This window comes from Fenollaria massiliensis (assembly GCF_023347705.1).
In the GTDB taxonomy this organism is placed as follows: domain Bacteria; phylum Bacillota; class Clostridia; order Tissierellales; family Peptoniphilaceae; genus Fenollaria; species Fenollaria massiliensis.
This window is the reverse complement of the sequence record NZ_CP096649.1, coordinates 1,203,688-1,218,626: the sequence shown is the minus strand read 5'-3', so window position 1 is coordinate 1,218,626 and position 14,939 is coordinate 1,203,688. Positions and strand designations below refer to the sequence as shown.

The 14,939-nt window shown below is 30.8% G+C and carries 15 protein-coding genes and 1 pseudogene; 13 read left to right on the top strand and 3 right to left on the bottom strand.

The window, feature by feature from the left end; translation table 11 throughout:
- Nucleotides 1–26: 26 nt before the first annotated feature.
- The 10 genes and pseudogenes from mgtE (at nucleotide 27) to M1R53_RS05985 (ending at nucleotide 10,142) form a co-directional block, all read left to right on the top strand.
- Entirely contained in the window at nucleotides 27–1,400 is a 1,374-nt protein-coding gene (mgtE, locus tag M1R53_RS06025) for a magnesium transporter (protein ID WP_249242357.1), read from the top strand.
- Between the two features lie 15 nt (nucleotides 1,401–1,415).
- Complete coding sequence (locus tag M1R53_RS06020; RefSeq protein ID WP_249242356.1) at nucleotides 1,416–2,531, top strand: MGDG synthase family glycosyltransferase; 1,116 nt, start codon at nucleotides 1,416–1,418, stop codon at nucleotides 2,529–2,531.
- Nucleotides 2,521–4,146 carry a 23S rRNA (uracil(1939)-C(5))-methyltransferase RlmD gene (gene rlmD / locus M1R53_RS06015; RefSeq protein WP_249242355.1) on the top strand — a complete coding sequence of 542 codons (1,626 nt, stop codon included), beginning with the start codon at nucleotides 2,521–2,523 and terminating at the stop codon, nucleotides 4,144–4,146. Before M1R53_RS06020 ends, rlmD begins: the two co-directional genes overlap by 11 nt.
- A 357-nt stretch (nucleotides 4,147–4,503) precedes the next feature.
- Nucleotides 4,504–5,453, top strand: a pseudogene (locus tag M1R53_RS06010) (IS3 family transposase); the annotation flags it as partial.
- A gap of 398 nt (nucleotides 5,454–5,851) precedes the next feature.
- Nucleotides 5,852–6,331, top strand: a complete 480-nt coding sequence (locus tag M1R53_RS06005) for a Csac_0668 family 2Fe-2S cluster-binding (seleno)protein (protein ID WP_000700631.1) — start codon at nucleotides 5,852–5,854, stop codon at nucleotides 6,329–6,331.
- Nucleotides 6,332–6,735: 404 nt separating this feature from the next.
- Complete coding sequence (locus tag M1R53_RS07635; protein ID WP_017650677.1) at nucleotides 6,736–6,861, top strand: erythromycin resistance leader peptide; 126 nt, start codon at nucleotides 6,736–6,738, stop codon at nucleotides 6,859–6,861.
- 57 nt (nucleotides 6,862–6,918) lie between these two features.
- On the top strand, nucleotides 6,919–7,650 hold the full coding sequence (gene erm(A), locus M1R53_RS06000) for a 23S rRNA (adenine(2058)-N(6))-methyltransferase Erm(A) (protein WP_000810833.1): 732 nt from the start codon (nucleotides 6,919–6,921) through the stop codon (nucleotides 7,648–7,650).
- 424 nt (nucleotides 7,651–8,074) lie between these two features.
- Complete coding sequence (locus M1R53_RS05995; protein WP_000039974.1) at nucleotides 8,075–8,764, top strand: hypothetical protein; 690 nt, start codon at nucleotides 8,075–8,077, stop codon at nucleotides 8,762–8,764.
- A gap of 15 nt (nucleotides 8,765–8,779) precedes the next feature.
- Nucleotides 8,780–9,163, top strand: a complete 384-nt coding sequence (locus M1R53_RS05990; RefSeq protein ID WP_001027813.1) for a hypothetical protein — start codon at nucleotides 8,780–8,782, stop codon at nucleotides 9,161–9,163.
- Between the two features lie 649 nt (nucleotides 9,164–9,812).
- Nucleotides 9,813–10,142 (top strand): hypothetical protein, encoded by a 330-nt coding sequence (locus M1R53_RS05985; RefSeq protein ID WP_000359188.1) that lies wholly within the window; start codon nucleotides 9,813–9,815, stop codon nucleotides 10,140–10,142.
- Nucleotides 10,143–10,614: 472 nt separating this feature from the next.
- Here M1R53_RS05985 and M1R53_RS05980 read toward each other — a convergent pair whose 3' ends face one another.
- Entirely contained in the window at nucleotides 10,615–11,028 is a 414-nt protein-coding gene (locus M1R53_RS05980; RefSeq protein ID WP_249242354.1) for a hypothetical protein, read from the bottom strand.
- Nucleotides 11,006–11,593, bottom strand: coding sequence for a site-specific integrase (locus M1R53_RS05975; RefSeq protein WP_249242353.1), 588 nt, complete (start codon nucleotides 11,591–11,593; stop codon nucleotides 11,006–11,008). The genes M1R53_RS05980 and M1R53_RS05975 overlap by 23 nt, the downstream gene beginning before the upstream one ends.
- Before the next feature lie 595 nt (nucleotides 11,594–12,188).
- Between M1R53_RS05975 and M1R53_RS05970 the strand changes: the two genes are divergently transcribed.
- Both M1R53_RS05970 and M1R53_RS05965 read left to right on the top strand, forming a co-directional pair.
- Nucleotides 12,189–13,343: a hypothetical protein gene (locus tag M1R53_RS05970; protein WP_000687657.1), complete on the top strand. Its 1,155-nt coding sequence runs from the start codon at nucleotides 12,189–12,191 to the stop codon at nucleotides 13,341–13,343.
- Between the two features lie 222 nt (nucleotides 13,344–13,565).
- Nucleotides 13,566–13,922, top strand: a complete 357-nt coding sequence (locus tag M1R53_RS05965) for a hypothetical protein (RefSeq protein ID WP_000599722.1) — start codon at nucleotides 13,566–13,568, stop codon at nucleotides 13,920–13,922.
- A 68-nt stretch (nucleotides 13,923–13,990) separates the two neighbouring features.
- Here M1R53_RS05965 and M1R53_RS05960 read toward each other — a convergent pair whose 3' ends face one another.
- Nucleotides 13,991–14,587, bottom strand: a complete 597-nt coding sequence (locus M1R53_RS05960; protein WP_000711069.1) for a hypothetical protein — start codon at nucleotides 14,585–14,587, stop codon at nucleotides 13,991–13,993.
- Nucleotides 14,588–14,727: 140 nt separating this feature from the next.
- Between M1R53_RS05960 and M1R53_RS05955 the strand changes: the two genes are divergently transcribed.
- Complete coding sequence (locus M1R53_RS05955) at nucleotides 14,728–14,901, top strand: hypothetical protein (protein WP_000282420.1); 174 nt, start codon at nucleotides 14,728–14,730, stop codon at nucleotides 14,899–14,901.
- The last annotated feature ends 38 nt before the right edge of the window (nucleotides 14,902–14,939 follow it).

Sequence of the window (14,939 nt, the reverse complement as noted above, 5' to 3'; positions counted from 1 at the left end):
AAATACTATAAAAGGAGGTATTCATCATGGACAACGACAGAAGAGAAATAGAGCTTGAACAAGATAAAAATGAAATATTAGACTTATACAAAGGAAAAAAGCCAAAAGCCCTGATTCAAAAGCTCTCTAGTATGAATGCCGCCGATGTAGCTGAAATTTTGGACGAGTTGAAGGTAACTGATGCGACAGTTATCTTCAGACTCCTTCCTAAAGATAAAGCAGTAGATGTATTTACATACTTCGACTCGGAGCAGCAACAAGACATCATTGCGACAAGTACTGATGCGGATGTAGAGTACATTCTTAAAGAGATCTTCTTTGACGATAAGATTGACATGCTTGAAGAGATGCCAGCTAATATTGTTGATAGGATTCTTGAGAAATCTACTCCAAGTGAAAGAAAATTAATTAATCAGTTCCTAAACTATCCAGAAGATTCTGCTGGAAGTATAATGACAATCGAGTACTGCTCGGTTAAGAAGACATTAACAGTAAAAGAAGCTATGGCAAGACTTAAAAAAGTCGGCCTACAAAGAGAAACTATCTATACTATATATGTAGTTGATGATAATAGAAAGCTAGAGGGCATCGTCTCACTAAGAGAATTAGTTATGGCAGATGATGACAAAGTTATTGCAGATATCATGAACACAGATGTTGTTTATGTCAATGTTTATGAAGACCAAGAAATCGTTGCAGGAGTAATACAAAAGTATGACTTCGTTGCCGTACCAGTAGTTGATAACGAAGAAAGAATGGTCGGTATCATCACAGTTGACGACGTTATCGACATCATCGAACAAGAAGCAACAGAAGACTTCCAAAAGATGGCTGCCTTAAGTCCATCCGAAGACGAATACCTTGATACACCACCTATAACGCTAGCAAAACACAGGATAGCGTGGCTACTGTTCTTAATGGTGTCAGCTACACTAACTGGATCAATTTTACAGCGCTTTGAAGATTATATCGCAGCGATACCATCACTACTAATATTCATCCCGATGCTGATGGATACAGGCGGTAACGCTGGTAGCCAAAGTGCTACACTAGTTATTCGTGGTCTAGCAGTTGGCGAGATAGAGCCAAAAGACGCACTTAAAGTGCTTTGGAAAGAATTTCAAGTATCAATCATGGTTGGTGTAGTTTTAGCTATAGTTAACTATGGACGTATAAAACTACTTCATCCAAACCAAGACCCCAAAATAGCCATCACAGTATCCATATCCGTTATGTTTACAGTAATGCTAGCTAAATTAGTTGGTGGACTTCTTCCAATTGGCGCGAAGAAGATAAAACTTGACCCAGCCATCATGGCATCGCCACTAATCACGACTATAGTAGACGCCACATCATTAATTGTTTACTTTGCTGTAGCAAAAATGATGTTAGGCATATAGATTAAGGAGAAAGATTTGAAAACTATTATATTAACAGCTACTGCTGGTGAAGGACATAACTCAGTAGCTAGAAGTTTAGACAACGAGCTTAAGAGCCGCGGATTTGAAAGCGCAATCATAGACATTTGCCAAATCAATAGCAATTGGCTTAAAGATGTTGCCAATGGTTTTTACAATATGAGCATAAATTATTTCCCGACGCTTTATGGAGCAGCTTATGACTCAGCGGATAAAAAAGTTCAAGAGACTAACAGTGCTCAGCCGCGTAAATTAGCGCAAAAAACATTAACTGGCGAGATAAAAAAGTTTATCGATGATTTTAAGCCAGATGCCATCATAGCAACACATGTATTTGCAGCGAACATATTAAGTGACCTAGTACTTGATGGTTTTTACACTGGATTAACAGTAGGCATCATCACAGACTTTACTGTACATCCATTTTGGGAAGACAGTGAGGGAATTGATTATCTAGTATTGCCTCACAAGGACCTCGATATACAAATGCAAAGAAAAGAGATACCACTAGAGAAGGCTCTTCACTTTGGTATACCTATACACAAGAAATTTTTTGAGCATCTTGATAAAAAAGAAATGAGGGGGAAGCTTGGACTAGACGAAGACAAAGAAACGGTTTTACTTATGAGTGGATCCATGAGCCACGTTAGAGTTGACAAGGCTCTAAAGAGGATAGACAAGCTGCCAAATGATTTTCAAGTAGTAGTCTTTTTAGGAAAGAGAAAAACACTTCTTAAGAAGATTGAAAAAATGAAATTAAGACACAATATAAAGATAGTTGGCTTCGTATCAAACATCGAAGAGTACTATAGTGCAGCTGACATCATAATTACAAAGCCGGGCGGACTTACTACAAGTGAGTGCATCGCCAAGGGTCTACCGATGATAGTTGTTGATCCAATTCAAGGACAAGAGGCAAGAAACGTTGAATTTTTAACAAATCATCAGCTTATACTTGCTTCATCAAAAACTTATCGCGAGGTAGAAGCACTAAATACCTTTATGAACAATGACTTTGTTAGGGACAATATCCTTGTAAGCTTGGAACAAAACTATTTGGAAGATCCAGCAGAAAAACTTATAGATTTTATGGTGAAGAAACTTGAAAAATAAAAGAGAAGAATTAGATTTAATTATACAAGAGCAAGAGTATCCAAACCTTGCTTTTGCTTTTTATGAAGATAAAAAATACGTCGTGAAAAATGAAATATTAGGCCGAAAGCTTCGCTTAAGAACTAAAAGAAAAAAGAATGGCGCCTACATCTGTGATGTAATCGAAAAGCTTGAAGATAGCGTGTTTGAGACTGGCACTCCATGCGCTTCTTACAAAGAGTGCGGCGGCTGCATTTATCAAACACTTTCTTATGAAGATGAAGATAAAATAAAAAAAGACATGCTTCAAAAATTATATAAAAGTGTTTTTAGTGGAGATATAGTTTTTCATCCATCACTTGAAGTAGAAGGCTATAGAAACAAGATGGAATACACTTTTTCGGATAATGGCGACGAGGCAAGGACCTTAAGCCTTGGACTTCACAAGAAAAAGCGTTTCTACGAAGTCATTGAAACAGACGATTGCAACATAGTAGACGCTGATTTCACAAAAATTCGCGTAGCGGCACTAAATTATTTTAAAGAAAAAGGCTTAAAATATTATCATAAAAAGCTTCATGAGGGCGCTTTAAGACATCTTGTTATAAGAAAAGCATTTTTTACAAAGGAAATACTTATAAATTTAGTAACGACATCTGATTATAATATTGAAGAAGATTTTATACAAATGCTTCTTAATTTAAACTTGGATGGCGAAATAAAATCCATTTATCATACAAAAAATGACAGTTTATCAGACGTCGTTCAAGCAGATGAATTAATTCTTGTTTATGGCAAAGAAGATATTGACGAAAAACTTCTTGGACTAAAGTTTAAGATAGGACCATTCTCATTCTTCCAAACTAATTCAAGAGCAGCTGAGAGGATGTATGGACGCATCCAAGAGCTTTTAGACGAGGAAAAACTTGACGTGCTTTTTGATTTATACTCAGGCACAGGAACCATAGCGCAAATACTTGCGAAAAAAGCAAAAAAAGTTTATTCTATAGAAATAGTCGAGGAAGCATCAAAAAAGGCGCGTCTAACATGTGAGTTAAATGACATAGATAACGTAGAAGTAATTAACGGAGACGTTTTAAAAGTTATAGATGAAGTATATGAAAGGCCAGACGCCATAGTCATAGACCCGCCGCGCGAGGGAGTTCATCCAAAAGCCTTGAAAAAATTAATTGATTATAAGGCAGAGAAAATAATTTACGTTTCATGCAATCCAAAAACGCACGTCAATGACTTGAAAGAATTTATAGAGGCAGGCTACACGATAAAGCTAGTGGAAGTATTTGATAACTTTCCTAAGACAAGCCATGTGGAGACGGTAGCTCTGTTGTCCAAACTAAATACAGAACATCATTTAGATATAGAAATAGGGGAAGATGAATTATCTGAAATTGACTTTTCAAAAGACGCAACTTATGGAGAAATTAAAAAGTATGTGTTAGATAAATACGGACTAAAAGTTTCAAGCCTATATATTGCACAAATAAAAAGGAAACATGGTCTAATAGAGAGAGAAAATTATAATTTTAGTAAGAAAGAAAATCAAAGAGTGCCAAATTGCCCAGAAGAAAAAGAAAAAGCAATCGAAGATGCTTTAGAGCATTTTGGAATGATTTAAATAATATCTAAGATTGAAAATTTTAAAATTAAGACTTAAAAACTTTAAGATTAAAAAGATATGTACTTCTTATATAACCTAAGAAGATTAATTGAAAATCAGGGGAACGATGATGGTAAAATAAAAAATTTTAACAACTAAAGAAGAATTAGGCATTATTGCCAAAGAGGTTTTTATGAAGTTAAAAATACTGAAAAAGACTTGTTAGAATTGAAAATTTTAGATCATTGTGCAGGGTTTCGTGTCATAATAGTGATAGAGGCAAATAGTTATGTAAATATAAAGAGTTCAAGACTTCTACCAAAGTTTAAAACTCAAAAAATAAATAGTTGGTGTGCTGCTTAGAGTAACCATTTTGATAATGTGGATGCGAAACAAAAAGAGATAATCAGACTTCGTAAAAAATTGAAACAGGTTGAAATGGAGAATGATATTTTAAAGCAAGCTGCACTACTGTTAGGCAAAAAATAGACCTCATTATCTCGAACCGAGATAAATATAGCATTAGTGCAATGTGTAGACTACTTGGGGTCACAAGAAGTTTAGTCTATTATCATTTGAACAAAGAAAAAGATGTGAAATTAGATGAAGATGAAAAACTAATAGAAGAAATAAAAGAAATATTCAGAAGAAGTAGAAACAACTGTGGAACACGCAAAATAAAAAAAGAACTAGGGAAAATTGGATATAAAATATCGAGAAGAAAAATAGGCCGAATAATGAAGAAAAATGGTCTAGTCTCAAACTATACAGTAGCACAATATAAAGTAATAAGATCCAAATGCAACGAAGAAGACATCCCTAACCTTTTAAATAGATAATTTGACAATAGAGACTATTTAGAAGCAATAGTAAGCGACCTAACATATGTAAGAGTAGGAAAAACATGGAATTATATATGTTTAATAATAGACTTAAACAGCTGTGAAATAATAGGATACTCATCAGGTAAAAACAAAGATGCAAATCTAGTAGCAGAAGCATTTTACTCAATAAGGCAGCCACTAAATCGTATAAAAATATTTCACACAGACAGAGGAAGAGAATTTAAAAATATAAAAATAGAAGAAATATTAAAGGTATTTGGGATAAAAAGATCGCTAAGTAAAAAAGGAAGCCCATATGATAACGCAGTAAGCGAAGCAGTCAATAAAGTAATGAAGACAGAATTCATATATCAGGAGAACTTTACTAATTTCCAAGAACTTAATCTAAAATTAGCAGAATACGTATATTGGTATAATAACCTAAGAATTCATGGATCTTTAGGATATAAAACACCAGTAGAATATAGAAAAGCAGAATAAAAAGCTCTGGAAGTTTCATAAATTAAATAAAATATATGAACAGACTGTCAAGGGCAAATTTCAACGAAATTTGGGCGAAGCCTTTACCCTTGATTGTCTGAGAATATATTTTATAATCTAAAGAAACTTTCAAGCTTGATAATGTTCGGTTATAAATTGTCTAAAAAAGGGTTGCCATTCCATGTATTTGGGTTCATTAGAAGAATGCCGAGCAATGGGTAACATGACGCTGATGTGTTTATACACAAAAAAGCTACACGTGCGTTGGCTGACAACAGGGAGCTAAGTAAATTAACACCAGCTAAAATGTTTGACGCTATTAATAAATGACAAGTATATGAAATTGGTTTTACCTAGTTTAAAAAAGAAATTATAATGAAAATATGGAGGCTAAGAATATGAAGATTAATAATGAATGTTGTTGTGGATGCAAAACAGAAAAGCCGGATCAAATTAAAGACAATTGTCCTGTATGTAATAATGAAGGGATTTCCGTTAGTAAAGTAACTGTTGAACATCTAGTGGTAGATGATTATCGTAATGCTGTTAACGGAGATCAATATAAGATTTGCATGAACGAGGACTGCGACGTTGTTTACTATAACTTAGATAATGAAATAAAATTCTTGAAAGACCAAGTTAGAGTTCCTATCTGGTTTAAGAAAGATGCAGATCCTAAGTATGCTTGTTATTGTAGCGAAGTCACAGAAAATCAGGTAATTGAAGCAGTTGTAAAGCATGGCGCGAAATCCGTAAAAGAAGTAAATGCCATCACTGGGGCAATGAAAAATTCTAATTGTAAAGAAAACAATCCGTTGGGAGTTTGTTGTCATAAGATTATTCAGGAAGCTATCGATAAAGGCTTGAAAATGAAATAATTACAGTCGATATGTTCCTACAAACGAGAGCCAATCTTTGATATGTTTCCATCTACGAGCGTGGATATGTTCCCCATAACCTTAGGGGTTGAGAATGCAGTTTTGATAGCTATCAAGGCAACTCGACACACGTTGAAGCAGCAATTCTGATGACGTATTGTGGTTTGGACAAGGAATAATAGGAGTCAACCACAACATGTAGTGGTTTGAGTACGAAAATCGGGTCAAAAACAGGCTAAAAAATACCGTTTTTTGACCCTTTTAAATAGGGCATTTGACAGATGACATTTGATGTTTCGGGATTAAAAATCCATAGGGTGAGGTAGATTAGCACAGAACTTTATTGAATAGAGAAATTAAAAGTGATATAATCAGTTGCATAAGGAGGAGTTAAATATGTGTACATGTATTGCAGTAGTAGATATTACTTTATCTCATTTATAATGAAAAAAATTAAAGGAGGTAAAGGTATGGGTATGTTTTCTATATTTGTTATTGAGAGATTTCATTATCAACTAAACCAAAAATAATTGGTTATAATGAGCTCTTAAGATTAGTTCATTATAACCGGCAAGGAGAAGGTTATAATGAAACAGAAAAACCCGAAAAATACGCAAAATTTCATTACATCTAAAAAGCATGTAAAGGAAATATTAAAATATACGAATATCAATAAACAAGATAAAATAATAGAAATTGGGTCAGGAAAAGGACATTTTACCAAGGAACTTGTGGAAATGAGTCAACGGGTGAATGCTATAGAGATTGATGAAGGTTTATGTCATGCCACGAAAAAAGCAGTTGAACCTTTTCAGAATATAAAAGTTATTCATGAGGATATTTTGAAGTTTAGCTTTCCTAAAAATACAGACTATAAAATATTTGGTAATATTCCCTACAATATTAGTACTGATATTGTAAAAAAGATTGCTTTTGATAGTCAAGCGAAATATAGCTACCTTATTGTAGAGAGGGGATTTGCTAAAAGGTTGCAAAATACCCAACGAGCTTTAGGTTTGCTGTTAATGGTGGAAATGGATATAAAAATTCTTAAAAAAGTGCCACGAGCATATTTTCACCCTAAGCCTAATGTAGATTCTGTATTGATTGTACTTGAAAGGCATAAACCATTTATTTTAAAGAAGGACTACAAAAAGTATAGATTTTTCGTTTATAAATGGGTAAACAGGGAATATCATGTTCTTTTTACTAAAAATCAATTAAGACAGGTGCTGAAGCATGCGAATGTTACTGATCTTGATAAATTATCCAATGAACAATTTTTGTCTGTTTTCAATAGTTACAAATTATTTCAATAAATTAAAAATAATTAAGCGTTCTCTAACTTTAAGAGAACGCTTAATCTTATTACATTGAAAAATGCATTCTATTATTTTCAATTATTATGATATAACATAACTATCATTTTACTTATTTGCATATTTGCACGAAAATATAGTTATCGACGACTATTCTGATAATAGCAACTAATATAGTCAATGATAACTCAAAATTTATTGATATAGTAGGTATATGTGCAACTAATTAATGAAGAAATAATATTTAAAGGAATTTGAAATGTAGCAAATAGATGTATTAGAATATCTGATATTCTAATACATCTATTTGTATATAAATCAAGATTAAATATCGAGAATATGGTGGCGAAGTTTAGGTCAACTAAAGACCAATAAACTTCGTCATTTTTTTATGCTTAAAAATAGAAAGAAAGGATTGGGAACAATGTCAAAATTATTTATGTATGGTACATCCTTGGAAGGAATAGAGCAATTGATGGTTATGGTTCCAAATTTCCAGCCAAGAGGAAATGGAATAATCATCAATAATTATTTTAATTGCCAAGGGGGTGATGGAGATTGCAAGATTGGTGTGATTAATGTTGATGATGATTGTAAGGAGTGTGGACACATTGGTTCAAACTTCAAAATCAATGTGGATAGATGTAGATATAAGGATCTAGTCAGAGAGTGCTTTGGAAAGATAAATAATTATTATTTAAAGGAAAGATTAGAAAGTCTAGCAAATAATTTCAAGGGGGAAATCTTTTTAAATCATAACCACAAAGAAAGATTCTATAATTTTCTTCGAAACCAAGATCTAGATATTCATGATATATCCCCAAGATTTATTGCTATCCTATTTTTACTTACTGCCGATGAAAATCTATGGAAGGTTTCTGAAAATCATATTTTAAATGTTAAGTTTGGCTTAAAACAAATATGTCTTCGGGATATAGATACCAATGGCTATGCCTTATACCAAACTGCAAAGACCCTATCAACTGGAAAGGAGTGTATAAGAATCAATGAGCTAGCAGATAGGGAATTAATAGATGACTATATATTTAAATCAATAATTAACTCTGCCTTAATCAATAGATACGGGACAGAGTTATTTTTAATTAATAAATAGAATGGAGGAAAAAGATTGAATATAACTATTAAAAAATCAAGGGATGATGATAAAAGAAAAACCATATGGATTCCAATGGAGGAAGATAAACTACAAGAGGTATGCAATGAATTAGGAATAGAAATGAGTACAAGGTCAAACTGTTATATAGAAGGCAGTAGGGATGAAAGATTTTCAAATATACTGGCTGATAAAAATGTAAATATAGATGAACTAAACTATTTAATGAAAAGATTTGATGGGTTCAGTCCAAGGGAAATAGAAAAGTTTTGTGCTGCGACCTTTACAGAAGAACCTAATACAATGGCAGATTTAGTAAGCCTAAGTTTCAACTTGCATTGCTATAGCCTTATAAATAACTTCAGCGATTTTGATAAGCTAGGCAAGGATCTATATTAAACTGAGAAAATGGCAGTAGCAACTAAAGAATTAGATGAACTAGATGGAGAAGAATATGCAATGGAAGTAATAAAAAACAATAAAAGTGCTAGAGTAACTCCTTATTTCGTCTTTTGACTCATCAAGTATTTTTAATATTCTTGGTGCCTATTTTTGTATTAAATGTAATAAATGAAAAGTTTATATGTATACAGAAAGACTATATGGTAATATATTCAATTAACGAGAAAAAGAATATTAGAAAGATATTTTATATTATTTTGGGGACTGAATTAATATTTTATATTTTGGGACAAATTTTTTTTCAAGGAATTAATTATTTTATAACAGGTGAAGTGTATTTAATTAGTATTAAGTTTAATGTATTAACAATTTTAGAAATTCTATCTGCAAGTTATATAGTTCTATCTATTTTATTACTATTAAAAAAGGATTTGTTTACTTATATAAACTATTACATTTTATTAATGGTACTTTTAGTAGTTAATAGTGGATATATTACATTTCCGATGACTATAAAAGTTTTAAGTTTACTACAACATGATTATATAAAACTACTACTATCAAGAACATTTTTGTTTTTGTTAACCTTCTTTATTTTTAAAATGTCTCTTAAAAGATATAGTAGTAAATTTTATGGTGGATAATAATGGATAAATTGGCATATATTGGAGTTATAAATCATGATGAAAATGTTGAATATCCATTAAATTTTTCCAGTGATGGTATTTATGAAGTTGTTTGTAAATTTAATGGTGGATGTGAAATAAAAATCAAATCAAGTAATTATATAGATGCTCATGAAATTCATAAAGATTATTATAAATTTCACATTAATGTTTTTCTGCCAATTATTGGACTAATAGGTTTAGTATATGGGGTAAAGGAAAAGGATAAGTTGTTTATGGCATTAAATATCCTTTTGATTTTATTACTTCCTATAACAATGTTCGTAGGTCATCTAGTAGGATCTCCTTAAGTAATATAATAAGCTTAGAGTAAAATTTTGTAAATAATCTTAAAAAGATATAAGTTTATCTGCTTATAGCATTTTATCTCTCCACTTCCTTCCCATAAGTGATTTTCATAGTTTTTCCTATACTGAAAAAGGTCAGAAAATTCTTCTTTATTCAAAGAATGCTCTTGCATAAGGGTATTCTTTTTTATTGCAACTTATCGAGTCTGATTAATATTTCTTTTATGTTTGGTAATATTTTATAGATTTCTAAAATTTCATTAGTAGCTATTTTATAAATAGAAAGTTCGATATAATACTTCTCTGTAAATTGGTTTTATTCAGTTTTTTTACATTTTTATACTTCATGATGTAAGATCTTTATTTCAGTTTCAATTTTTTAAAATTTATTCAGTGGATGTTGTATATCATAAGAAAATAACTAGCTTTAAATCAATTTCTCCAAACCTAGATTTTATATCTACATCTATTTATTTTAGTACAGATAAGATTGAGCGATTACATCAATACGATTATGTCCTAAGTATTTGCTGGTTATTAACATAGCTTTTCGATCTAATATTTCTCCAGCTCTATCATTTCTCATGATGTATCTTTCTCCTCCTTCTGAAATTAAACCACCAGGTATTTCATCTATTGGTCTTGCATAATGATTATAAATTCTCTTGGCGTATACTGCTCTGTAGTGGTGGTTGTCATAATGAGAAGGTAATTTTGGTGCTATTTTAAGCTCTCCAGCTTCTTTAAAAATATTTATTATTTCATCTGTTTCTTCTTTATCTTTGCCCATGATTAAAGCTAAGCGTTTTTTTCCACCTTTTCCTTGTCTAACTTTTACATAATATTTTCCGTTGATTTCTTTTAAATCAACCCCTCTTACAGCTTCCATTTTTTTTTCTTAATCCTGTAGAGCTTGTTATTTTAGAAAATTTTCTTTCTAGCTCTTCTGATATGTGTTTATCTCTTTTAGCTTCATATCGACTTCTTTTAATTGATTTTCTTGTCCTTGGAGCTGTCGCTATAAAGTTTGTAGATGATGTTCTTAAAACCTTTGCTATAGCTGATTTAGATGTGCTAATTGAGTAAGCAGATAAGTCTTGATTTGTTAAGTTTTTCAGATATTCATTTACGTGTTCTGTTTTAACTTGTTGCATTTTCTTTATTTCAGGATAATTTTCTTTCAAAAATTCTGCAAATTTATAACATTGTTTTTTGTATGTCTTATAAGTTGTAACGCTATAAATTTTATTTATTGTTGTAGTTGATAAATCATTTTTATCGTCATTTCTTGATGTACTCATACCATCATTTAACATTCTTGTTAATCTATCATAAATCTGATTTTTTAAAATGTTTTTTTGCTTTCTTTTATCCCATTTTTTAGTTTTTTTCTTTTCTTCATCTATTATTCCAAATTCTTTGTTAAAAGCTTTGTTTGTGATATTAAAAGACATAGAATGCTCCTTTCAAATATATAACTATCTTTTTAAAATTAAAGCTCTTAAAAACGATTCTAGAGCCTTATTTGTTACTCTAATTGTTAAGACTAAGCTTTTTATACTACCGAGTCCGTAGAAGCTTCTAAGTTGTCCAATCTAAGACAAAACACATTTTTTAAAGAGCTTGGCTTGCTCTAAAGTACACATTTTTAGATTGATAGCTTGGCTTGCTATTTAATGCTTTTGTAAGTGAATTCCTACACTATACATTTTTTTACATACTTAAAATTTTTGCTCTATAAATCTTTTTTATTTTTTTCTTACTTCATATTTTGCGACTTCCTCTCTTTGTTTCCTCATTTTTGATCACTTATCTTTTTTATTTTCTCCATACCATCAATCTTCTATTTATAATTTGTCAGAAAAGGTTCTTAATAACAAAAGAGTTTAAAAACTTATCCTTGGTAAATACCCTAAATCTGTTTATACGTCCATAAATGGACCGTATAAACAGATTTTATTTATTGGAAATCCTGTGTAGAAAATAAAAATATTAAATTTTCTGACATATAAGAGATAGATTAAAAACTTTCTTTTATATGGGGGAATTATGAAAATAGAAAAAAACATCTTAGTAAGATATGAGAAATTTCAACGCATTGGCTTTGATAGAGTGAAATTTAAGAATGTAAGAGTTACCGAGTATGAGATTAATCACTTAATAAGCTTATATCAGAACTCATATGGAATAACGAAATTTAGTTATTATAGAAAAGAACTGAAATCCATTCGAATTGAAAGGGGAGGAATTGGGCGATTGGAGATAAGAAGAGAGAATTGTTGCAACATAGATTGTGGCTTATATGCAAGAATAGATTTTTCGCCAACGGACATTCTAGGACAAAATATAGAAAATTTTTCTTTAGAAGAATTAAAAGATGTGGTTGTGGAAATTAAAAATATATTATACGAAGATTATAAAATTGAGATAGACATATCAAATGTCATTTTTAACTATTGTGAAATTAACTACAATTATTTAACGACAGGTAATACTAAAGATTTTGAAGACCCATTACGTACTCTGGTTAGATTTATCCCGTATATGAAAATTTGCATAGATATTGAAAACCATAAAGAGAAAGACGGCTATGAATCCAAAACAATAACAGCACAAAATCAACGACATAAAATTACATTTTATGATAAATTAAAAGAAACAAAAAAGAAGCATAAAAATAAAGAAATCGTCATCGTTGATGAAAATGGAGAGATACTAAATGGGAGTATTTATAGATATGAGCATACAATAAAAAAAACAGATAAGTTTAAAGATTTTTTTGAAGAAACAAATCTTTTTAATTTAAATGAAGAAGTGTTTCGTCAAAAATTATTCTTATATTTAGAAAAAAATCTTTTTAAGCCATATGAAAAGCAAAAATTAATGTGTAGAGACCTTCTTGTGAAAGCCGTTAAAAAATATAGGGAAAAGGATCGAAGAGGAAAAGAGTGGGGAAGCTTAATGATTAGCGATATCCTAATTCAAGAAAGGCAATTAGGTTATCAAATACTTTTTGATTCAGATGATTTGTTAGAAATTGTTAGTGAAGTTTTTTTAAAAGATAAAAACAAAGGGCGCATTTTAGGATATATAAAAAGACTGTTATGCAAGGAGCCGTATCTTTATTATTCTAAAAATAAAAAAGAGAAAGTTGAAAATTTAGTTTATAGTATAAAAAGTCAATTTCATGACCTCATTAAATGAGGATAGAAGTGATATGTATTGTGAAAAAGGATAGATATTCGATTGGTGTAAGTAGTAGAATTTAAAGAAAGTATTACTCTCTTTAGTTAGTGTAAAAGATAAGTAGCAATCTCTTATAATAATAGGAAGAATTTTCAATGACGACAAGTTTGTTATTGGATATTAATTCTGACATATAAAGACTGTAAGAAGTAACTATATATATTAGGAAAGGAAATTATTATGATATTAGAAAAAGAAGAATTGTTGGATAAGGTTTTTAAAAGTGTAGTCATGAATATTATGTCGGTAGAAAAATCTATTTTAAGTGAAGAAGTGTGGCTAGATGTTGGAGGACACTATTATTGTGTAGATGGCGTCAGAGATATTTTACTAGAAAGAGAAGGTGAGTCACTTCAGTACTTTTTAAGCGATATGATAGTAACCATAAGATGCTATGCAGAAGTTTATGGAAGTTTTGATATAGAGCTTGATTTAGAGAGTATAGGCTTTAAAAACTTCATAAAGTTGTCCCATTTGTTTAATGAAAAATTCTTTAATAACTGGCATAGCTTTGTGTATGAGATCCAAAGAGAGTGACTAAAAAATTATAATTAAATCTAGTAAAAATAAAAGCTTGAGATTGTCTAACCTCAAGCTTTTATTTTTTAATTCACAGCTAAATCATCCACTATTAAATCCTCATAGTCAACTGTAATTTCATCATAATTTTTCCTTGCAGAGACTAGTATTGCCGATACGAAAACAAAGTCATTTATTTCGAGCGAAACATCATTTACACGCATGTTTTTAGAGTATTGAAGTGTAATTACTTGCTCTCTATAGTCTCGCACTTGAATCGTAATCCAATTATTGAACTCTTTGATGCTTAAGATAGAACCGCTAAGAAAAACTCGTGAAAATGGGTTTTTAAAAGAAAAACCTATATTTTCTATTTCAAAGGCTTCTGATAACAAAGTGTTCTCTAAGACTATTTTTTCACCAAGAAAATACTGTTCTTTTCTACCTTCATATAAATAGGGAATGACAGGGCTTTTCACAAAACCTGTAATATAAACAGTTTGATTCATTTTAAAATCATGAATATCTATAGATTCAAAGTATACTTTCATATAATTTGGCTCTCTTTTCCCATTAATAAAGATTGTTAAGTATGGATTTCTTTCCTTAAAACCTCCTTTTCCTACAATCCTTCCGCGGCAATAAAACTCGTTTAATAGTGGAATTTTCCTATCTTTTTTCATTTTTTACTCCTTTCTTCAATTAACTATTGAATATATGCATTAAAAGATTTTCAATAAAAAAGTCTGTGTGGAGAAAAACACGAATCAATACTTTTTTCTGACATATACAAGGTGAAATCAAAATTAGGAGGCAATTTACCTTGTATAATAAAAATAGCGTAAAAGATTGTTCTTATGAATTAGATGGGTTGGCACGTCTCTTACAAGAATTAATAGAAAAGTATGCAGATCAGTTAGATTTTGAAAAATTGGAAGTACCGCCAAGATGTTCAGAAAAAAATAAAAATGAGGATAATATTAATTCATCGGATTAGGTTATTGTATTGACTTTTATATTATGATTTATGTAAAA